This is a genomic window from Salipiger sp. H15 (genome assembly GCF_040409955.1).
Taxonomy (GTDB): domain Bacteria; phylum Pseudomonadota; class Alphaproteobacteria; order Rhodobacterales; family Rhodobacteraceae; genus Salipiger.
The window spans coordinates 2,742,379-2,762,922 of the sequence record NZ_CP123384.1; the positions used below are offsets into that span (position 1 = coordinate 2,742,379).

General features: G+C 67.8%; 19 protein-coding genes and 1 tRNA gene. 12 read left to right on the forward strand and 8 right to left on the reverse strand.

The features are described from left to right. Window positions 1-196 precede the first annotated feature (196 nt). Window positions 197-427 (forward strand): hypothetical protein, encoded by a 231-nt coding sequence (locus PVT71_RS13270; protein ID WP_353472262.1) that lies wholly within the window; start codon window positions 197-199, stop codon window positions 425-427. Between the two features lie 43 nt (window positions 428-470). Here the strand turns inward: PVT71_RS13270 and PVT71_RS13275 are convergent, their stop codons facing one another. Next, window positions 471-1,091, reverse strand: a complete 621-nt coding sequence (locus PVT71_RS13275) for an XRE family transcriptional regulator (RefSeq protein WP_353473882.1) — start codon at window positions 1,089-1,091, stop codon at window positions 471-473. A gap of 99 nt (window positions 1,092-1,190) precedes the next feature. On the opposite strand from PVT71_RS13275, the gene PVT71_RS13280 reads away from it, so the two are divergent. After that, entirely contained in the window at window positions 1,191-2,702 is a 1,512-nt protein-coding gene (locus tag PVT71_RS13280; RefSeq protein ID WP_353472263.1) for a class I adenylate-forming enzyme family protein, read from the forward strand. Window positions 2,703-2,790: 88 nt separating this feature from the next. On the opposite strand, the gene PVT71_RS13285 is transcribed toward PVT71_RS13280, so the two are convergent. From PVT71_RS13285 to pdxH, 5 genes are all read right to left on the reverse strand, one after another. Then, on the reverse strand, window positions 2,791-6,393 hold the full coding sequence (locus PVT71_RS13285; RefSeq protein WP_353472264.1) for a vitamin B12-dependent ribonucleotide reductase: 3,603 nt from the start codon (window positions 6,391-6,393) through the stop codon (window positions 2,791-2,793). Between the two features lie 542 nt (window positions 6,394-6,935). After that, window positions 6,936-7,012, reverse strand: a tRNA-Pro gene (locus PVT71_RS13290). 48 nt (window positions 7,013-7,060) lie between these two features. After that, window positions 7,061-7,531 (reverse strand): DUF192 domain-containing protein, encoded by a 471-nt coding sequence (locus PVT71_RS13295; RefSeq protein ID WP_353472265.1) that lies wholly within the window; start codon window positions 7,529-7,531, stop codon window positions 7,061-7,063. Next, complete coding sequence (locus tag PVT71_RS13300; protein WP_353472266.1) at window positions 7,507-8,034, reverse strand: cold shock domain-containing protein; 528 nt, start codon at window positions 8,032-8,034, stop codon at window positions 7,507-7,509. The genes PVT71_RS13295 and PVT71_RS13300 overlap by 25 nt, the downstream gene beginning before the upstream one ends. 118 nt (window positions 8,035-8,152) lie before the next feature. Further along, window positions 8,153-8,758: a pyridoxamine 5'-phosphate oxidase gene (gene pdxH, locus PVT71_RS13305; protein WP_353472267.1), complete on the reverse strand. Its 606-nt coding sequence runs from the start codon at window positions 8,756-8,758 to the stop codon at window positions 8,153-8,155. Window positions 8,759-8,873: 115 nt separating this feature from the next. Between pdxH and fabI the strand changes: the two genes are divergently transcribed. Both fabI and gpt read left to right on the forward strand, forming a co-directional pair. After that, on the forward strand, window positions 8,874-9,680 hold the full coding sequence (fabI, locus tag PVT71_RS13310; protein WP_353472268.1) for an enoyl-ACP reductase FabI: 807 nt from the start codon (window positions 8,874-8,876) through the stop codon (window positions 9,678-9,680). 73 nt (window positions 9,681-9,753) lie between these two features. Then, window positions 9,754-10,266 carry a xanthine phosphoribosyltransferase gene (gene gpt / locus PVT71_RS13315; protein WP_353473883.1) on the forward strand — a complete coding sequence of 171 codons (513 nt, stop codon included), beginning with the start codon at window positions 9,754-9,756 and terminating at the stop codon, window positions 10,264-10,266. Window positions 10,267-10,347: 81 nt separating this feature from the next. Here the strand turns inward: gpt and PVT71_RS13320 are convergent, their stop codons facing one another. Beyond that, a complete protein-coding gene (locus PVT71_RS13320) occupies window positions 10,348-11,229 on the reverse strand; it encodes an SDR family oxidoreductase (protein WP_353472269.1) in 882 nt (293 codons plus the stop codon). Between the two features lie 104 nt (window positions 11,230-11,333). Between PVT71_RS13320 and PVT71_RS13325 the strand changes: the two genes are divergently transcribed. The 6 genes from PVT71_RS13325 (at window position 11,334) to PVT71_RS13350 (ending at window position 17,594) form a co-directional block, all read left to right on the forward strand. Then, window positions 11,334-11,771: a helix-turn-helix domain-containing protein gene (locus tag PVT71_RS13325; RefSeq protein WP_353472270.1), complete on the forward strand. Its 438-nt coding sequence runs from the start codon at window positions 11,334-11,336 to the stop codon at window positions 11,769-11,771. Window positions 11,772-11,834: 63 nt separating this feature from the next. Further along, complete coding sequence (locus PVT71_RS13330) at window positions 11,835-13,049, forward strand: aminotransferase (RefSeq protein WP_353472271.1); 1,215 nt, start codon at window positions 11,835-11,837, stop codon at window positions 13,047-13,049. Window positions 13,050-13,099: 50 nt separating this feature from the next. Beyond that, the gene (locus tag PVT71_RS13335) at window positions 13,100-14,947 is read left to right on the forward strand and encodes a peptidyl-prolyl cis-trans isomerase (RefSeq protein WP_353472272.1); all 1,848 of its coding nucleotides are present in this window, start codon (window positions 13,100-13,102) and stop codon (window positions 14,945-14,947) included. 4 nt (window positions 14,948-14,951) lie between these two features. Further along, window positions 14,952-16,466, forward strand: a complete 1,515-nt coding sequence (gene trpE, locus PVT71_RS13340) for an anthranilate synthase component I (protein WP_353472273.1) — start codon at window positions 14,952-14,954, stop codon at window positions 16,464-16,466. Further along, window positions 16,459-16,941 (forward strand): GNAT family N-acetyltransferase, encoded by a 483-nt coding sequence (locus PVT71_RS13345; RefSeq protein WP_353472274.1) that lies wholly within the window; start codon window positions 16,459-16,461, stop codon window positions 16,939-16,941. Before trpE ends, PVT71_RS13345 begins: the two co-directional genes overlap by 8 nt. A gap of 59 nt (window positions 16,942-17,000) precedes the next feature. Then, entirely contained in the window at window positions 17,001-17,594 is a 594-nt protein-coding gene (locus PVT71_RS13350) for a DsbA family protein (RefSeq protein WP_353472275.1), read from the forward strand. 7 nt (window positions 17,595-17,601) lie between these two features. Here PVT71_RS13350 and PVT71_RS13355 read toward each other — a convergent pair whose 3' ends face one another. Further along, complete coding sequence (locus PVT71_RS13355; RefSeq protein WP_353472276.1) at window positions 17,602-18,102, reverse strand: superoxide dismutase family protein; 501 nt, start codon at window positions 18,100-18,102, stop codon at window positions 17,602-17,604. Window positions 18,103-18,329: 227 nt separating this feature from the next. Between PVT71_RS13355 and PVT71_RS13360 the strand changes: the two genes are divergently transcribed. Further along, the gene (locus PVT71_RS13360) at window positions 18,330-19,403 is read left to right on the forward strand and encodes a site-2 protease family protein (RefSeq protein WP_353472277.1); all 1,074 of its coding nucleotides are present in this window, start codon (window positions 18,330-18,332) and stop codon (window positions 19,401-19,403) included. A 108-nt stretch (window positions 19,404-19,511) separates the two neighbouring features. Further along, window positions 19,512-20,525: a betaine--homocysteine S-methyltransferase gene (gene bmt, locus PVT71_RS13365; protein ID WP_353472278.1), complete on the forward strand. Its 1,014-nt coding sequence runs from the start codon at window positions 19,512-19,514 to the stop codon at window positions 20,523-20,525. The last annotated feature ends 19 nt before the right edge of the window (window positions 20,526-20,544 follow it).

Sequence of the window (20,544 nt, forward strand, 5' to 3'; positions counted from 1 at the left end):
CGCAGCCTAACACTATGGTAATTCCCCTGTCTCATCTTAGGTGGGTGTCACCGCCGAAGTTCCTGTCCCGGCCGGTCAGAAAGACCAAAGGGACTGCCCTCCATCCGGGGGCCGGGAACATCGGTCCGGCACAATCGTTCCACCTGGTACGCGTCCACCTGGCACGCCACTGAATCCATCAGGAGTCATGAGAGACATGAATTGGCAAAGCATCACCCGTAACTGGGGCCTCACCGTCGAACACCTGGCCCAGCGTTTTCCGCATGTCGACGCCGACGCATTGCGCGCCGAGCGCGCCGACCATGCCGAGGTCGCCCGCCACATCGCCGAGCGTCACGACCTGACCCAGCTCGAGGCCGAGCGCGAACTCGATGACTGGGTGTTTGCCCAGGGTGCCACGCAGCAGCTCGACCGTCTTGCAGGCTGACGTACCCGCCGCGCCCGTCCGGGAGCGATCCCGGACCCGCCGCTCAGGTCAGCGAGGTGACCCAGAGGATCGTCGCATCCTCGGCACTGACCGAGATCACGTTGTGCCCCATCGACGCGTCGTAATAGGCTGAATCGCCGCGGCGCATCTCGATGGGCTCGTAGAACTCGGTGTAGAGCGTCACGACCCCGGTGAGCACGTAGAGGAATTCCTCGCCGTCGTGCCGGACCCAGCCGTCGAACTCGTCGATCGACCTCGCGCGCACCCGCGCTCGGTAGGGCAGCATCTTCTTGCGGGTCAGGCTCTCGGCCAGCAGTTCGTGCTCGTAGGTCGTGGTGACCTGATGCAGCCCCTCGCCGTCCTTCACATGCACCATCCGGCCCGAGACCTGCTCGCGCTTCGGCGGGGTGAAAAGCTGCGGCACCGAGATGCCAAGGCCGACGGCCAGCTTCTTCAGCGCCTCGTAGGTCGGCGACATCTGCCCGTTCTCGATCTTCGAGAGCGTCGAGCGCGCGAGCCCCGCCTGCTTGGCGGCCTGCTCCAGCGTCCAGTCGCGTTCCTTGCGCAACTCGCGCACGCGCACACCCAGATCGAGCGGCTCGGCGGTCTGTTCCTGGCCGGACTCGCGGGCAATGCGGATGAGGGTACGGGGATCGCGCGACATGAGGTCTGCCATAGCCTTCCGCCGCGGCGCTTGCAATGGCGCTCGCGCAGGCAGCCTGCGGGCTTGTGCGACTCCGGCGCCGCGCCTAAGCCTCTTTCCATGCTGTCCGTTTTCGATGAGGGCCCCTTCGCGCCCTGTCCCGCCCCGTTCAACCTCGCCGCCCATGTGCTGGCCGCCGGCGCCGCCACGCCGGACAAGATCGCGCTGTCGATCCTGCGCCCCACCGGGGCCGAGCGCTGGTCCTACGGCCGGCTCATCACCGCCGTGCGCGGCACCGCCACCGGGCTGCTGAATGCGGGGATCGAACCGGGACAGATCCTGCTCCTGCGGCTCGGCAACACGGTCGATTTTCCCATCGCCTATCTCGGGGCCATCGCCGCCGGGATCGTGCCGGTGCCGACCTCCTCGCAGCTGACCGAGCCCGAGGTGGCGCGGATGATCGCGCAGCTTGCCCCCGCCGCGATCCTGCGCGCCGAGGGTGTCACCTGCCCCGAGACCGGAACCCCGGCCCTCACCGCCGAAACCTTCACCCGCTGGCGCGAGTTGCCGCCCACGGATTACGTGCTCGGCGACCCGGACCGGCTGGCCTATGTCATCTTCACCTCCGGCACCTCGGGTTTCCCGCGCGCGGTCGGCCATGCCCATCGCGCGATCTGGGCGCGGCAGATGATGCTGGATGGCTGGTGCGACCTGCGGGCCGAGGACCGGCTGCTGCACGCCGGGGCCTTCAACTGGACCTACACGCTGGGCACCGGGTTGATGGATCCCTGGACCCGCGGCGCGACCGCGCTCATCCCCAAGGCAGGGACCGACCCGGCGCAGCTTGCGCTCCTGATGAAGCGCAACGACGCCAGCCTCTTTGCCGCCGCGCCGGGGGTGTTTCGCCAAATCCTGAAATACCCCGTGCCGCCCCTGCCGAAGTTGCGCCACGCGCTCTCGGCGGGTGAGAAGCTGCCCGAGGCGCTGCGCGAGCGCTGGCGCGAGGCGACGGGCGGCGAAATCTACGAGGCCTTCGGCATGTCAGAAGTCTCGACCTTCGTTTCGGGATCTCCCGAAAGGCCCGCAGCTCCCGGCACGCTGGGCCGTCCGCAGGCCGGACGCCGCATCGCCGTGCTCGGGCCCGATCACGCGCCGATGCCTTTGGGCGAGCCTGGAACGCTGGCGGTGCACCGGGACGATCCCGGCATGATGATCGGCTATCTCGGTGCCCCCGAGGAGACCGCCGCCCGCTTCGCCGGAGACTGGTTCCTCACCGGCGACCAGGTGAGCATGGCGTCCGACCACTCGGTCACCTATCTCGGTCGCGGCGACGACATGATGAACGCCGGCGGCTACCGTGTCTCGCCGCTCGAGGTCGAGGCGGCGCTGGCGGACCTGCCGGGGATCGCCGAACTTGCGGTCACCGATGTCGCGGTCAAGGACGGCGTGCGGGTCATCGCCGCCTTCTACGTCGCACCCGAGGAGCTTGACGCCGACGCGCTCGGACATGCGGCCGCCGAGCGGCTCGCCCGCTACAAGCAGCCGCGCGCCTGGGTCCGGGTCGAGGACCTGCCGCGCAACGCCAATGGCAAGCTGAACCGCAAGGCGCTGCACGGGTACGCGATCGACTGAGCGCCATTTCGGGAAAACCCGAAACGGCCGTGCTCCCTCCGGTGCCGCGCCGGGCGCGATGTCGCCATCGTCCCGGCGCGATATCCGCTCAGCTGCAGCCCGAGGTTCCGCCGCAGGTGTTGCACTTCATGCAGGTGCCGTTGCGCACCAGCGTGTAGTTGCCGCACTCGCCACAGGCCTCGCCCTCGTAGCCCTGCATCCGCGCCTTGGTGCGCGCGTCCATCGCCAGCGCCGAGGTGGCGGTCGTCATCGCCGTCATCGTGGGCCGCTCGTCCGAGATCAGCGTGCCGAGCGCCGAAAGCTCCTGCGGCAGGCGCTTGCGCAGGTAGCCCGACGAGGAGATGTGCTTGAGCACCTCCAGCGACCGGGTCGCGGCGCGCTCGCTCAGTTCCTCGACATTGCCGAGCCCGTCCTCCTCGCCCCGGCCGAGATCGTCGAAGCTGGCCCCCGAGGGTTTCACATGCGCCAGATCGGTGCGGTCGAGGTAGCTGACGGCCAGCTCGCGGAACACGTAGTCGAGGATCGAGGTCGCGTTCTTGATGCTGTCGTTGCCCTGCACCATTCCCGCCGGTTCGAACTTGGTGAAAGTGAAAGCGTCGACGAATTCCTCCAGCGGCACGCCGTATTGCAGGCCGACCGAGACCGCGATGGCGAAGTTGTTCATCATCGCCCGGAAACCGGCACCTTCCTTGTGCATGTCGATGAAGATCTCGCCCAGCGAGCCGTCGGCATATTCGCCGGTGCGCAGGTAGACCTTGTGCCCGCCGACAACCGCCTTCTGGGTGTAGCCCTTGCGGCGGTCGGGCATCTTCTCGCGGTGCGAGCGGACCAGTTCCTTGACCACCACCTTCTCGATGACCTTCTCGGCCAGCACCTGCGCCTTGGCGGCGGGGGTGCCGGTCTCCAGCACCTCCTGCGCCTCCTCGTCATCCTCGACCAGCGCCGCGGCCAGCGGCTGGCTCAGCTTCGAGCCGTCGCGGTAGAGCGCGTTGGCCTTCACCCCGAGCGACCAGGAAAGCTCGTAGGCCTGCTGGCACTCCTCGATCGTGGCCGAGTTCGGCATGTTGATGGTCTTCGAGATCGCGCCCGAGATGAAGCTCTGCGCCGCGGCCATCATGAGGATGTGGCTGTCGACGCTGAGATAGCGCTTGCCCTTCTTGCCGCAGGGGTTGGCGCAGTCGAAGACGCCGAGATGCTCGTCCTTGAGGAAGGGCGCGCCCTCGAGCGTCATCGTCCCGCAGACATGATCGTTCGCGGCATCGATCTCGGCCTTGCTGAAGCCGAGGTGGCGCAGCAGGTCAAAGCTCGGGTCCGAAAGCTTTTCGGCCGGGATGCCCAGCGTGCCGCGGCAGAACTCCTCGCCTAGCGTGAACTGGTTGAACACGAAGCGGATGTCGAAGGCGGTGCCGAGCGCGCGCTCGATCTTCTCGAGCTGCGCCTTGCCGAAGCCATGGCCGATCAGCGCCGTGTGGTTGACCCCCGGCGCATTGCCGAGCGAGCCGTGGCCCACCGCGTAGGAGACGATCTCCTCGATCTGGCTGGGGCTGTAGCCGAGCCCCGCCAGCGCCGCGGGCACCGAGCGGTTGATGATCTTGAAGTAGCCGCCGCCCGCGAGCTTCTTGAACTTCACCAGCGCGAAGTCCGGCTCGATGCCGGTGGTGTCGCAATCCATGACGAGGCCGATCGTCCCCGTGGGCGCGATGACCGTGGTCTGGGCGTTGCGGTAGCCGTGTTTCTGGCCCAGGGAAAGCGCCTCGTCCCAAGCGGATTTCGCAAGCGCGACAAGGGATTGGTCGGGGCAGTTCGCGTGATCGAGCGGCACGGGTTTCACCGCCAGCGCCTCGTAGCCCTCGGCTTTGCCATGGGCCGCCGCGCGGTGGTTGCGGATCACCCGCAGCATGTGCTCGCGGTTGCGCTCGTAGCCCGCGAAGGTGCCGAGCTCGCCCGCGATCTCGGCCGAGGTCGCATAGGCGGTGCCGGTCATGATGGCGGTCAGCGCGCCACAAAGCGCCCGGCCCGCGGCGCTGTCATAGCTCAGCCCCATGGTCATCAGCAGCCCGCCGATATTTGCATAGCCAAGGCCAAGCGTTCGGAAATCATAGGAAAGCTGGGCGATCTCCTTGCTGGGGAACTGCGCCATCAGCACCGAGATCTCGAGCGTCAGCGTCCAGAGCCGGGTGGCGTGCACGTAGCTGTCCGCGTCGAACCTGCCGCCCTTGAGGAAGGTCAGCAGGTTCATCGATGCAAGGTTGCAGGCCGTGTCGTCGAGGAACATGTACTCCGAGCACGGGTTCGAGCCGCGGATCGCCCCGTCCTCGGGACAGGTGTGCCAGGCGTTGACCGTGTCGTGGAACTGGATGCCCGGATCGGCGCAGGCCCAGGCGGCGTGGCCGACCTGCTCCCAGAGGTCGCGCGCCTTGATTGTCTTGGCGACCTTGCCGTCGGTGCGGCGGATCAGCTCCCAGTCGGCATCCTCGCGCACCGCCTTCAGGAAGGCGTCGGTGACGCGGATCGAGTTGTTCGAGTTCTGCCCCGAGACGCTGGCGTAGGCCTCGCTGTCCCAGTCGGTGTTGTAGGTCGGGAACTCGATGCTGGCGTAGCCCTGCCGGGCATAGTCGAGCACGCGCTTGATGTAGGTCTCTGGGATGGCGAGCTTCTTGGCCTCGCGCACGGCGGTCTTCAGCGCCGTGTTGACCGCCGGGTCATAGGCACCGGCCTCGGCCCCGTCCCAGGCGCGGATCGCGTCGAAGATGGCGTTGAGCATCTTCTCGTGCATCTTCGAGCCGGCGACGATGCTGGCGACCTTCTGCTCTTCCTTGACCTTCCAGTTGATGAAGTCCTCGATGTCCGGGTGGTCGGCGTCGACGATGACCATCTTGGCGGCGCGGCGCGTGGTGCCGCCCGACTTGATCGCCCCGGCGGCGCGGTCGCCGATCTTGAGGAAGCCCATGAGGCCAGAGGACTTGCCGCCGCCCGAGAGCCGCTCGTTCTCGGCGCGCAGGCTCGAGAAGTTGGTGCCGGTGCCCGAGCCGTACTTGAAAAGCCGCGCCTCGCGGACCCAGAGGTCCATGATGCCGCCCTCGTTCACCAGGTCGTCGCTGACCGACTGGATGAAGCAGGCGTGCGGCTGCGGGTGCTCGTAGGCGGACTTGGACCTGGTCAGCTTGCCGGTCTTGTGGTCGACGTAGAAATGCCCCTGACCGGGGCCGTCGATGCCATAGGCCCAGTGCAGGCCGGTGTTGAACCATTGAGGCGAATTCGGGGCGGCGGTCTGCGTCGCGAGCATGTGGCGCATCTCGTCATAGTAGGCCTGCGCATCCGCCTCGGTGCTGAAATAGCCGCCCTTCCAGCCCCAGTAGGTCCAGGCCCCGGCGAGCCGGTCGAAGACCTGCTTGGCCGAGGTCTCGCCGCCGCGCGGCGTGTCCTCCTCGGCGGGCACCGAGCGCCAGAGGAACTCGGGCACCCCGGCCTCCTTCACCTTCCTCAGCGCCGCCGGCACCCCCGCCTTGCGGAAGTACTTCTGCGCGATCACGTCCGAGGCGACCTGGCTCCAGCCCGCGGGAACCTCCATGTTTTCAAGCTTGAAGACCGAACTTCCGTCGGGGTTCCGGATCTCGGAACTGGTGGTGACGAAGTCGATGCCCGCGTAGGCGTCCGCTCCCGCCGAGGTGTACCGTCTTTCGATCTTCATGGTCTCTGCCCTTGCCTGCTGGCCCCGATAAAATCCGGACTGCAAGGCACAGCGGGACCGCCGACAGGCGCGCGATCTGCGTGCCCGCCCTCTATCTCTGGCGCACCCCTATGAACTGTCCCTGCGGAAGGCCACTACATATTGTGGCTCTCGGTCCGTCACCAACAAACTGTCTCACAACATCGTCATTGGTCAACGAAAAATTCCGGGGCATCCCATATATTTGGTGATGCGCGGCCGGGCGAACACCATGGGTATGTGATTTGTCGGGGTCAGGAATTTTGATCAAACCACGCCGCGCCCCATGGCCAAAGGCCGGCACGCGGCTCCGGGCGGCAAATTCCACCGGGCTGACACAAGATGTGGCCAATTGTCTTTGATACCGCCACAGTCATATTTCGCTGATGTCGGCGGTGTGGTGCTCAAAAATCACGCGGTTTGGAAGCTGACGCGCAAGGAACGCCACGTCAACGTCGCGCGGATGCGCGATGCGCCCGTCACGGGCCGGAGCGGCGGAGAATCCTGTGGGGGAGCGTTCCTGATGGTCGGGGCGAGAGGATTCGAACCTCCGACCTACGGTACCCAAAACCGTCGCGCTACCAGGCTGCGCTACGCCCCGACGGGACAGCCAATACTAGGCTCTCCCGGGATTGAAAAGCCGAAAATCCTACTCGCAGCTCCAGGCCGCATCGGTGATCGCGGGGTGCTGCATCTGGCTTCCCGCGTCGATGCCGAGACGCGCCGCCATGCCGCCGTTGATCTCGAGCACGTATTGCGCGGGCCCGCCGCTGGGGATGCTGGTCTCGTCCCCCGGGATCGCGTTCGCGTGCACCGAAATCACCACGCCCTGCGCATCCGCGAAGACCATGTCGAGCGGAATCAACGTGTTCTTCATCCAGAAGCTGACGTCATGGGGCTCGTCGTAGACGAAGAGCATCCCGGCGCTCGAGGGCATGCTCTCGACGAACATCAGCCCCTTGGCCCGCAGCGGTACGGAATCGGCGACAACGACGCCGAAGCGCGCGCTGCCCCAGTCCCCGCGAAGCTGCAACTCGCCGGGATCGCAAGCGGCCTGAGCCGCCTGCGCTCCCAGCAAGGTCAGCGCCAGAAGGCTCAGTGCACGACCGCGGTTTCCCATGCGCAGACCTCCGTGGCCATCTGGCCCCTCTTGCCCTGGATCACCCGGATGGCGAGCGCCTCCCCGGGCTGCAGATCCGCAAGCCCCGAGCGCCGCAGCACCTCGATATGGATGAACACGTCCTGGTCGCGGCCGAACACGTTGGCAAAGCCGAAGCCTTTTGCCTTGTCGAACCACTTCACCCGGGCAGGTTCAAGCGGAGCCGCCTTGATGATCTCGGGATCGATCTCCTCGAAATCTGCAAGGGGCACCCCTGCGGGTGCCTCCGGCGGTTCAATCCGGAACACTTCCGTCGCCTGAATCCCGCGCTCGGTGCTCTGGATGCTCACTTCGATGCGCGCGGCGTCGGCCACGGAGCTCTGCCCGAAATTGCGCAGCACGTTCGCATGCAGCAATATGTCGGGTCCTCCCTCGTCCGAGATGACGAAGCCGAACCCCTTCACGGGATCGAACCACTTCACCCGGCCAAGCACGCGCCGCGTTTCACTCTCTTCTTGTGTCAAATGCGTTTCCACTGGTCGTCTTGCGTATCCCGCCACCCTCTTGCGTTAGGGTGACGCGAAATTGCAAGTCATTGAAACCTGTATTTTATACCAATCTGCATTTCGTGTAACATGAAATTCAAGGGTTTAGCCGTGTCACTGTCCACTCTTCCGAAACACTTGTGCGCCGCCAGACGAACCGGTCATGCAACCTGAACGCGCCATCGGCCCAAAATTCAATTTCTACGGGAGTGATGCGAAATCCCCCCCAAAATTCAGGCCGCGGCGGGTTCGGCCCCTTTGTCGCCGTAATCTTGGCGACTTCCGCCATCAGTGATGCCCGCGACGCGAGAGGCCTGGACTGTTTGGAAGCCCACGCCCCGAGACGTGATTTCAGCGAGCGAGACGCGTAATATGCGTCGGCCTGCGGGCCATCCTCCTTCAAAACAAGTCCACGAACTCGGACCTGACGCCGCAGTGTTTTCCAGTGTAACACAAAGGCTGCCTTACCGCTGCCCAAAATTTCACGCGCCTTAACACTTTCGTAATTGGTGTAGAAAACGAAGGCATCTGCCTCGATTTCCTTCAGCAGCACCATGCGCGCGTTGGGCATCCCGGTCTCGTCCACGGTCGAGAGCGCGATCGCGTTGGGATCGTTGGGCTCGACCGCCTCGGCCTCGGCCAGCCAGCTGCGCGCGATCGCGAAGGGATCGTCACCTGCAAAAATTCCACCGCGATCGCTCATCCGCCGTCTCCTTTTCCCGCCTGCCACTGCCCGCGACACGCGTCCAAACTCTTGATGCCCTCAAGCCAATCGCCTAAAGGACACGGACAAAATCAATGCCGGGTAGAGGTGAGAGATGTCAAATACTCTGATGGCCGGGAAGCGCGGCCTGATCATGGGTCTCGCCAACGACAAGTCGATTGCCTGGGGCATCGCGAAGAAACTGCACGAGGCAGGGGCGGAACTCGCCTTCTCCTACCAGGGCGATGCGCTGAAGAAACGCGTCGATCCGCTGGCCGAGCAACTGGGCTCGGACATCGTGCTGCCCTGCGACGTCTCGGACGAGGGCTCGATCGACGCGCTGTTCGACGGGCTGAAAGAGCGCTGGGACAACCTCGATTTCGTGGTCCACGCCATCGGCTTCTCGGACAAGAACGAGCTGCGGGGCCGCTATGTCGACACCAGCCGCGCCAACTTCAACCTCACCATGGACATCTCGGTCTACAGCTTCACCGCGGTGATGCAGCGCGCCGAGAAGATGATGAACAACGGTGGCTCGGCGCTCACCCTCACCTATTACGGTGCCGAGCGGATCATGCCCCATTACAACGTGATGGGCGTGGCCAAGGCGGCGCTCGAGGCGTCGGTGCGCTATCTCGCCGAGGATCTCGGCAAGGACGGCATCCGGGTCAACGCCATCTCGGCCGGCCCGATCAAGACGCTGGCCGCCTCGGGCATCGGCGACTTCCGCTACATCATGAAGTGGAACGAGTACAACTCGCCGCTGCGCCGCAACGTGACCATTGACGACGTCGGCGGATCGGCGCTCTACCTGCTCTCCGATCTGGGCGCAGGCGTGACCGGCGAGACGCACCACGTCGACGCGGGCTACCATGTCGTCGGCATGAAGGCCGTCGACGCGCCCGACATCTCGAAGGGCTGAGCCCTTCACGCATCGAGGGCCTCGCCCTTCCGACCGACGACAGACATCCGACAGGGAGAGCCCCATGCCCGAGATGACCGACCGCCTGCCCCATGAAAAGGGCTTCCACGTCAGCTGGGACCAGCTACACCGCGACAGCCGTGCGCTGGCCTGGCGCCTGCAGGGCCACGGCCCCGAGTCCGATGACGGCAACTGGCGCGCCGTCGTCGCGATCACCCGCGGCGGCATGGCCCCGGCGATGATCGTCGCACGCGAGCTCAACATCCGCATGGTCGATACGATCTCGGTCAAGAGCTACAACCACCAGGAGCAGTCCGAGCCCAAGGTCATCAAGTTCCCCGACATGGACGTGATGGGCGACGGCACCGGCGTGCTGATCATCGACGACCTCGTCGACACCGGCCGCACGCTCGAAGTGGTGCGCCGTCACCTGCCCAAGGCGCATGTGGCCACCGTCTACGCCAAGCCGATGGGCCGCGCGCAGGTCGACAGCTTCATCACCGAGGTTAGCCAGGACACGTGGATCTTCTTCCCCTGGGACATGGCGCTGCAATACGTCAAGCCGTTCCACGGCACCGCGGACTGATCCCGCTCGGGTTTCGAACAAGGGGGGCGCGGCCATGACGGCCGCGCCCCTTTTCGATTCCGCGCTGGCGGTCGGTCCGGCTCAGGCCGCGACCGCGACCCCGGCTTCGAGCGTGTGCTTCCACGGCGTCGTCGGGCGCCCGATGAGCCGCGAGAGCGTGTGATCCGCGCTGTAGAGCCCGCCCTTCGATGCGCCGGTGTCGCTGTCGGCCAGCATCTGCGCCACCGGGCCCGGCAGGCCCGCGCCCTCGAGCGCCCCGGCGTAGTCGGCCTCGCTCATGTTCACGTAGGGTATCTGCTTGCCCGCGATCTCTGACAGCGCCGCCGCGAATTCCGCCAGCGTGTAGCTCTCGTCCCCCGCCAGTTCGTAGACGGTGCCGCGCGCCGGGGTCTCGCCGGTCAGCACGGCCACCGCCGCCGCGGCATAATCCTCGCGCGAGGCCGAGGCGATGCGCCCCTCGCCCGCGGCGCCGATCAGCGCGCCATGCGCCAGCGCGGCGCCCGCGCCCAGCACGTAGTTCTCGGTGTACCAGCCGTTGCGCAGCAGCGCGTAGTCGAGGCCCGAGGCGGCCAGCGCCTCTTCGGTCGCCACGTGCTCGCCCGGCAGCACGGTCAGCGGCGAGGCGGCGGCGTTCAGGATCGAGGTATAGGCCACGAAGCCGACGCCCGCGGCCTTTGCCGCCGCGATCACATTGCCATGCTGCGCCGCGCGCTGGCCGACCTCGCTCGACGAGACGAGCAGCAGTTTCGCCACGCCCCGAAGCGCGGCTTCCAGCGCCGCCGGATCGTCGTAGGAGGCGATGCGCACGGTGAAGCCCTGCGCTTCCAGCGCCGGTGCCGCCTCGGCCCGGCGCACCAGCGCGCCGATGCGCGCGCCCGGCACGGCGGCCTTCAGCTGCGTGAGGACAAGCGCGCCAAGCTGGCCCGAGGCGCCGGTGATCAGGTAGTCGAGAGTGTCGGACATGGTCTTTCCTTTCCGTGGCCCCCTGCTCTGGCGCAGAGTTCCGATTCGAGATATGGTCTCATAAATAGACCGACTATTCCGACCTCGTAAGGAGGCACTTTCACATGACAAGGTTACACGCAGGGAACCTCGACCTGAGCGATCCGGTCCGCGCCATGCTCGACAGCATGGCCGCCTGGACCGGCGCGCCCGAGGACGAGGCGCAATGCCCGGTGCGCGACGTGCTCGACCGGGTGGGCCAGAAGTGGACGCTGCTGATCCTCGTCGCCCTCGAACGCTCGCCAAAGCGATTTTCCCAGCTGCAACGGCATGTTGGAGACATTTCCAAACGCATGCTCACGCAGACGCTGCGGCAGCTGGAACGCGACGGGCTGGTGTCGCGGCAGGTGTTCCCGACCAAGCCGCCCTCGGTGGAATACGCCCTGACCGACCTTGGCCGCTCCTCGCTCGCGCCGATCGGCGCGCTGCTGGTCTGGGCCGATGCCAACCACGACGCGATCCGTGCCGCGCGCGAGAGTTTTGACGCGGAGGAAGCTGCCTGAGGGCTCTTCCCCCTGATCGTGCCCGCTGCTAGCGTCCGCCCAACATTCAGGGAGAGACGTGAAATGACCAGCAAGAGCCGCACCCAGACCACCTTCGCCCCGCCGGTGATGGAGGCGCGGCGCTGGCTCGACGGCGTCGAGTTCTCTGCCGATCGCCCTCTGATCAACGTCAGCCAGGCCGCCCCCATCGACCCGCCGCCCGCGCCGCTGATCGCCGCCATGGGTGAGGCGCTGTCCGATCCCGCGACGCATCTCTACGGCCCGGTGCTGGGCATGCCCGAGCTGCGCGAGGAGCTGGCGCGCCATTGGTCGGCCCATTACGGCGCAAATGTGGCGGCGGAAAACATCGCGATTACATCTGGTTGCAACCAGGCCTTCGCAGCCTGCATCAGCGCGCTCTGCGGTGAGGGCGACGAGGTCCTGCTGCCGACGCCCTGGTATTTCAACCACAAAATGTGGCTCGACATGTCCGGCGTCACCACCGTACCGCTGCCGACCGACGCCGAACTGCTGCCTCAGATCGCCACGGCCGCTTCGCTCATCACCTCAAGAACCCGCGCCATCGTGCTGGTCTCGCCGAACAATCCCGGCGGCAAGGAATACCCGGCCGAAACGCTGCGCGGCTTCTTCGAGCTTGCGCGCCGGCACAATCTCAAGCTGATCGTCGACGAGACCTACAAGGATTTCGACAGCCGCTCCGGCGCGCCGCACGACCTGCTGAACGCCGCCGAGGGCCGCGACACGCTGATCCAGCTCTACAGCTTCTCCAAGGCCTACCGCCTGACCGGCCACCGCGTCGGCGCGATCATCGCGGATGAGAGCCTGCTGCCCGAGGTCGAGAAATTCCTCGATACCGTAACCATTTGCGCGACACAGCTCGGGCAACGCGCGGCGCTCTGGGGGCTGCAGAACCTCGGGCAGTGGGTGGCGAGCGAGCGCGACGAGATCCTCGACCGCCGCGCCGCCATCGAGGACAACATGCCGCGGCTCGAGCGCAAGGGCTGGAAGCTGCTCGGGCTCGGCGCCTATTTCGCCTATCTCGAGCATCCGTTCGAGGGCAGCTCGGCGCAGCTGGCGCAGAAACTGGTGCAGGAAGCCGGGGTGCTGACCCTGCCCGGCACCATGTTCATGCCCGAGTCCGACCCGCGCGGCGCGCGGCAGTTCCGCCTCGCCTTCGCCAACGTGAACCGGGCCGAGATCGGCGTGCTCTTCGACCGGCTCGAGGCGCTCGACTGGCCGCTCGAGTCTGCCCTTGCGACCGCGAGCCTCGCCCAGTAAACCCGGGCGCATAAAACAGACGCCAATAACGGACGATCGGGAGGCAGCGCATGGCACGCGGCAAGAGCAGCTTCGGCAAGACCCTGGTATGGGGCCTGCTGATCCTCGTGGTGATGGGCTTCGGCGCCTTCGGCACGGTGAATTTCAGCGGCGGCATGCGCGGCATCGGCAAGGTCGGCGACACCGAGATCTCGGTGAACGACTACACCCGCGCCCTGCAGACCGAGATGCGCGCCTTCGAGGCGCAGACCGGCCAGCCGATGACGCTGGACCAGGCGCAGCAGTTCGGTCTCGACCGGCAGGTGCTGGCGCAGGTGGTGACCAATGCCGCGCTCGACGACGAGGCGGCGCGGATCGGCCTTTCGGCCGGTGACGACCAGGTCGCCGAGGCGCTGAGCGAGGTGAAGGCCTTCCAGGGTCCCGACGGCAAGTTCAGCCGCGAGAGCTATGCCTACGCGCTGCGCAACGCCGGGCTCACCGAGGCCGAGTTCGAGGCCGGGCTGCGCAGCGAAAGCGCCCGCAACCTGCTGAACTCCGCCGTCTATTCCGGCACCACCCTGCCCGACACCTATGTCGACACGCTGCTCGGCTGGGCTGGCGAGACCCGTGATTTCACCTGGGCGCGCCTCGACGGCGCCGCGCTGCAGACCGGCCTTCCGGAAGCGACCGATGCAGAGCTGCAGGCCTGGTACGAGGCGCATGTGGACCAGTTCACCCTGCCCGAGACCAAGGTCATCACCTACGCCTGGATCACCCCCGGCATGATCGTCGACAGCGTCGAGCTGGACGAGGCCACCCTGCGCGCCGCCTATGAAGAGCGCAGCGCCGAGTTCAACCTGCCCGAGCGCCGCCTCGTCGAGCGCCTGGTCTTCGGCAACGAGGCCGAGGCGCAGGACGCCAAGGAACGGCTCGACGCGGGCAAGATCGACTTCGAGGGGCTGGTCGAGGAACGCGGGCTGCAGCTTGCCGACACCGACATGGGCGACATGACCAAGCAGGCGCTCGGCGAGGCCGGCGACGGCGTCTTCTCGATCGACACCGGCGAGGTTGCGGGCCCGCTGCCCTCGAACTTCGGCCCGGCGCTCTACCGCGTCAACGCCATCCTGCACGCCCAGCAGACCCCCTTCGAGGAGGCCGTGCCGATGATGCGCGACGAGCTGGCGCTGGACCGCGCCCGCCGCGTGATCGAGGGCATGGCGCAGAGCCTCGATGACGAGCTCGCCGGCGGCGCGACGCTGGAAGAGCTGGCCAAGGACACCGAGATGGAACTCGGCAAGATCGACTGGACCGAGCAGAGCGACGAGGCCATCGCCGGCTACGACGCCTTCCGCGAGGCGGCCGAGAAGGTCGCCGAGGACGATTACCCGGCGATCACCGAGCTTGGCGACGGCGGCCTCTTCGCGCTGCGCCTCGACGAGATCCGCGCCCCGGCCCCGCGTCCCTTCGACGAGGTGAAGGCCGAGGTTGCCGCCGGCTGGGACAAGGACAAGACCACCGAGCTGCTGGTCGCGCAGGCCGACGGCCTTGCGCAGCAGCTGGCGGGCGGCACGGGCTTTGCCGACCTCGGCCTCGAGCCCATGCAGGAACAGGGCCTGACCCGCGACGCACAGATCCCGGACCTGCCCGCCGGGCTGCTCGAGGCGGCCTTCGAGATGAAGTCCGGCGAGGCGCGCGCGCTTCCGGGCGACGGTTCGGCGCTGGTGATCCATCTCGACGCGGTGACCCCGGTCGACCGCGAGAGCGATGCCTCGAAGCAGCTCGAGGGCCTGCTCAAGGACCGCGCCGCAAGCAGCGTCGCGCAGGATCTCTTCCGCGCCTTCGTCACCGACATTCAGGAGCGCGCCGGGGTCAGCATCGACCAGCAGGCGGTGAACGCCGTCCACACCAACTTCCGGTAAGACCATGGCCTCTCTGACCCCCACCTACGAGGATTTCGCCCGCGCCTACGAGGCGGGCGAGAACCAGGTCGTCTACACAAGGCTTGCCGCCGACCTCGACACGCCGGTGTCGCTGATGCTGAAGCTGACCGGCGCGGCCAAGGACGCCTTCATGCTGGAATCGGTCACCGGCGGCGAGGTGCGCGGGCGCTACTCGATCATCGGCATGAAGCCCGACCTCGTCTGGAAGTGCCACGGCACCGAGGCACGGCTGAACCGCCAGGCGCGCTTCGATCCCGAGGCCTTCGAGGAGGAAACGCTCGATCCGCTCGCCTCGCTGCGCGCGCTGATCGCCGAGAGCAGGATCGACCTGCCCGAGGACCTGCCGCAGGCCGCGGCGGGTCTTTTCGGCTATCTCGGCTATGACATGATCCGTCTGGTCGAGCGCCTGCCCAACGTGAACCCCGATCCGCTCGGCCTGCCCGACGCTGTGATGCTGCGCCCCTCGGTGGTCGCGGTGCTGGACGGGGTGAAGGGCGAGGTGACGGTCGTCGCCCCCGCCTGGGTGCAGTCGGGCCTTTCCGCCCGCGCCGCCTATGCGCAGGCCGCCGAGCGGGTGATGGATGCCGTCCGCGACCTCGAGCGCGCCCTGCCGCAGGCGGGCCGCGAGCTGGGCGAGGCCCGCGAGATCGGCGAGCCGGTCTCGAACTTCACGCGCGAGAGCTACAAGGCCGCGGTCGAGAAGGCCAAGGACTACATCCGCGCGGGCGACATCTTCCAGGTGGTGCCGGCGCAGCGCTGGACGCAGGACTTCCCGCTGCCGCCCTTCTCGCTCTACCGCAGCTTGCGCCGGACCAACCCGTCGCCCTTCATGTTCTACTTCAACTTCGGCGGCTTCCAGGTGATCGGCGCATCGCCCGAGATCCTCGTGCGGGTCTTCGGCCGCGAGGTCACCATCCGCCCGATCGCCGGCACCCGCCCGCGCGGCGCGACCCCCGAGGAGGATCGGGCGCTCGAGGCCGACCTGCTGGCGGACAAGAAGGAACTGGCCGAGCACCTTATGCTGCTCGACCTCGGCCGCAACGACACCGGCAAGGTCTCGAAGATCGGCACCGTGCGCCCGACCGAGCAGTTCACCATCGAGCGCTACAGCCACGTGATGCACATCGTGTCGAACGTGGTGGGCGAGCTGGCCGAGGACCAGGACGCGCTCTCGGCCTTCTTCGCCGGCATGCCCGCGGGCACCGTCTCGGGTGCCCCCAAGGTGCGCGCGATGGAAATCATCGACGAGCTGGAACCCGAGAAGCGCGGCGTCTACGCCGGCGGCGTCGGCTATTTCAGCGCCGGCGGCGACATGGACATGTGCATCGCCCTGCGCACCGCCATCGTGAAGGACGAGAAGCTCTACATCCAGGCGGGCGGCGGGGTGGTCTACGACAGCGACCCCGAGGCCGAGTACATGGAGACCGTCCACAAGTCGAACGCCATCCGGCGCGCGGCGGCGGACGCGGCGCGCTTCACCGGCTCGGGCAATGCCTGACCGCTCGGCGGTGACGATCCGCGCGGCCACCCGCGCGGACGTGCCGGGCCTTTCGGTCATGCTGCAGGAGCTTGTCGCCGCCGGAAAGCGCACGCGCCCGGCGGACGAGGATTTCGTGCTGGCGACCTACGTGGCGCATCCGGACGGGATCAGCTGTTTTGTCGCCGAGGCCGGGGACGGGCAGCTTCTCGGCTTGCAGGCGCTGTCGCTGGCCGGGGCGGTCAATCCCTACGGCACGCCCGAGGGCTGGGGCATCATCGGCACCCATGTCTCGCCCGACGCCGCCCGCCGCGGCGTCGGCAAGGGGCTTTTCGCCGCCACCCGCGCGGCGGCGCAGGCGGCGGGTCTTCCCGCCATAGAGGCCTATATCGGCGCGGCCAATGCCGAGGGCCTCGGCTATTACGACGCCATGGGCTTCCGCACCTGGCGCACGCCCGAGGGCGTCGTCTGCAAGCGCCACGACCTGCCCGCCTGAAGCTGCACCAAGATTTCCCCGCCCCGGTCTGCTAAGCTTGCCGCGAGGGGGGAACGGGCATGGCCGCCATAGATTTCTGGTATTCCATCGGCAGCACCTACAGCTACCTCACCGTGATGCGCCTGCCCGCCGTGGCCGAGGCCGAGGGCCTCGAGTTCCGCTGGCGGCCCTTCAACGTGCGGCACGTCATGCTCAGCCAGAACAACGTGCCCTTCCGCGACAAGCCGGTGAAGACCGCCTACATGTGGCGCGACATCGCCCGCCGGGCCGAGCGCTACGGACGCTCGCCGATCCTGCCCGCGCCCTATCCGCTGGCGGGGCTGGTCTTTGCCAACGAGATCGCTCACCTCGGGATGACCGAGGGCTGGGGCATCGACTACACCCGCGCCACCTACCGGCGCTGGTTCGAGAAGGGCGAGCCCGCGGGCGAGGAGCCGAACCTCTCGGAATCCCTGCGCGAGATCGGCCAGGACCCGGAGCGGGTGATCGAGCGCGCCGGGTCGGAGGAGATCGTCCACGCCCTCGCCAGCGCCACCGCCGATGCGATGACGCTGGGGATCTTCGGCTCGCCCACCTTTGCCGTCGGGCGCGAGATCTTCTGGGGCGATGACCGGCTCGACGACGCCATCGCCTGGGCGCGGCGCAAGCGCTGAGCGCGCCTTACTGCGGCTGGAACACCCCGCAGGCCAAGCGGCTGCCGGACTCGCCCGAGGGCTGGCTCTGGTAGTCGTCGGGGCCGGAATGCACGATGAAGGCCGAGCCGTCGTTGTCGAGCAGCGCCTCGCCCACCTTGAGCCCGGGCAGGAAGGCTTCGACCGTCACCGCGCCGTCGGGTCCGATATGGGCGTTGGGCAGGTCGCCCGGATGCGGTCCGTGCGCGGCCATGACGCCATGCTCGGCCTCGCCCGCGAGGTGGCCTCCCGCCGAGCTGAAATCGCTCGCAGAGCAATCGCCGGTCTCGTGGATGTGGATGCCGTGCACGCCCTCCGGCAGACCCTGCAGCTCGGCGGTGACATGGGCCATGCCCGAGGGCGTGTCGGTGACGGTGACGGTTCCGATGTCGCTGCCATCGGTGCCCGCGAGCCGGGCCGTGGCGGTGGCGGCGATCGCCGGCGCGGCGGCAAGCCCGAGAAGAGCGGTGGCCAGGGCTAGTGTCTTCATGACGTCCTCCTGTGGCGAATGGCAGGCGGCGGGGGCGCCCATGCCCCTGCGCCTTGCCGTGCAGTCCCAACGCCGGGTGAGCGCGTCGGTTGCGCCGTCACGCAGAAAAGACCCGTTGCGAGCCACCGTGTCGCGGAGATGCACCGCTGACAGGGCGCCGGGAAAAGTCTATTTCTTTCCTTGAGGGCTGCACAGTTTCGAAAATCCCGCCGGCAAGGAGTCGCCTCATGCACTGGTCCTTTCCCATCGGCCGCCTCTTCGGATCGGAGTTGCGCGTGCACGCGACCTTCTTCCTGCTGCTGCTCTGGATCGGCGTCGCCGCCTGGTCCACCGGCGGCGCGGCGGCGGCGGTGCAGAACGTGCTCTTCGTCATCGCGCTCTTCGCCTGCGTCGTTGCCCACGAGTTCGGCCACGCGCTGACCGCTCGGCGCTTCGGCATCAAGACCCCCGACATCACCCTGCTGCCGATCGGCGGGCTGGCGCGGCTCGAGCGCATGCCCGAGAAGCCCGCGCAGGAGATCGCCGTGGCCATCGCGGGACCGCTGGTCAACATCGCGATCTGGCTGGTGCTGCTGCTGCTCGGCGCGACCTCCGACATGGGCGCGTTGGCGCGGCTCGGCGAGGGCACCGGCGCCTTCCTCAGCCAGCTCGCCTCGATCAACCTCGCGCTGGCGCTCTTCAACATGATCCCGGCCTTCCCGATGGACGGCGGCCGGGTGCTGCGCGCGGTTCTGGCGCTGCGCACCGACCGGGTGAGCGCGACGCGCGCGGCGGCGGTGACCGGGCAGATCCTCGCCTTCGGCCTTGCCTTCTGGGGGCTGAGCTCGGGCAATTTCATCCTCATCCTCATCGCCATCTTCGTCTTCTTCGCCGGGCAGGCCGAAAGCCAGGAGGTCTCGGCCCGGGCGGTGGCGCATGACCTGCTGGCGCGCGACGCGATGATCACCAGCTTCGAGTCGCTGCGCCCCGAGGATGCGCTCTCGACCGCCGGGCAGACGCTGATCCGCACGACGCAGCACGAGTTCCCGGTGCTCTCGCCCGACGGGAGGCTGGCGGGCTTTCTCACCCGCGACGCGCTCTTCCGCGGCATCGCCGGCGACCACGCCATGCGCCGGGTCGAGGAAGTCATGACCGACGTGCCGCAGCTGCCGCTCTCGGCGCCGCTGCAATCGGTGCTCGACGCGCTGGCGCAGGCGCCCGCCGTGGCGGTGATCGACGCGCAGAGCCGGGTGCTCGGCTACGTCACGCGCGAGAACGTCGGCGAGCTGATGGTGCTGCGCGGACCGGCCATGACCGGCTGAGACCCGCCCGCGACGAGCGATCCGCCGCTGCCGCGGCAGGAGGGATTGCAGCCTGCGCCGGGATGTGGAATTCCCCTCCCCGGGGGAGAATTTTCCAAGAGGCATTTCATGACCGACGCGCTTTCCAAGCTGCTCTCGGAGCGGGACTGGCTGCTCGCCGACGGGGCCACGGGCACCACGCTTTTCGACATGGGTCTGGCCGCGGGCGAGGCCCCGGAGACCTGGAACGAGACCCATCCGGACCGCATCCGCGCGCTCTACCAAGGCGCGGTGGAGGCCGGGTCCGACATGTTTCTGACCAATTCCTTCGGCGCCAATGCCGCGCGGCTGAAGCTGCACGGCGCCGAGCGGCGCGCGCGCGAGCTTGCCCGGCGCGCCGCCGAGCTCGGGCGCGAGGTGGCCGATGCCGCGGGCCGTCCCGTGGTGGTCGCGGGCTCGGTCGGACCGACCGGCGAGATCCTCGAGCCGGTGGGCTCCCTGGCCCATGCGCTGGCGGTCGAGATGTTCGAGGAGGCCGCCACCGGGCTCAGGGAGGGCGGGGCCGACGTGCTCTGGCTCGAGACCATCTCGGCCCCCGAGGAGTTCCGCGCCGCCGCCGAGGCCTTCGAGCGGGTCGGCATGCCCTGGTGCGGCACGATGAGCTTCGACACCGCCGGGCGGACGATGATGGGCCTCACCTCGGCCGGGCTCGGCCGACTGGTTGAGACCCTGCCCAACCCGCCGATCGCCTTCGGAGCGAACTGCGGCACCGGCGCCTCGGACCTGCTGCGCACCCTTCTCGGCTTTGCCGCCAGCGGCACCGAGCGGCCGATCGTCGCCAAGGCCAACGCCGGGATCCCGCGCTTCGTGGACGGGCACATCCACTACGACGGCACGCCCGAACTGATGGCGGATTACGCGGTGATGGCGCGCGACGCCGGGGCGCGGATCATCGGCGGCTGCTGCGGCACCACCCCGGCGCACCTGCGCGCCATGCGCGCGGCGCTGGAGACCCGCCCGGCCGCCCAGCGCCCGACGCTCGAGCAGATTGCCGACCGGCTCGGCGGGTTCAGCTCCGAAAGCGACGGGCTCGGCGAGGACGGTGCCGCGCGCCTGCGCCGCGGCGGGCGGCGGCGGAGCTGAGGCGCTTCACCGCGCATTA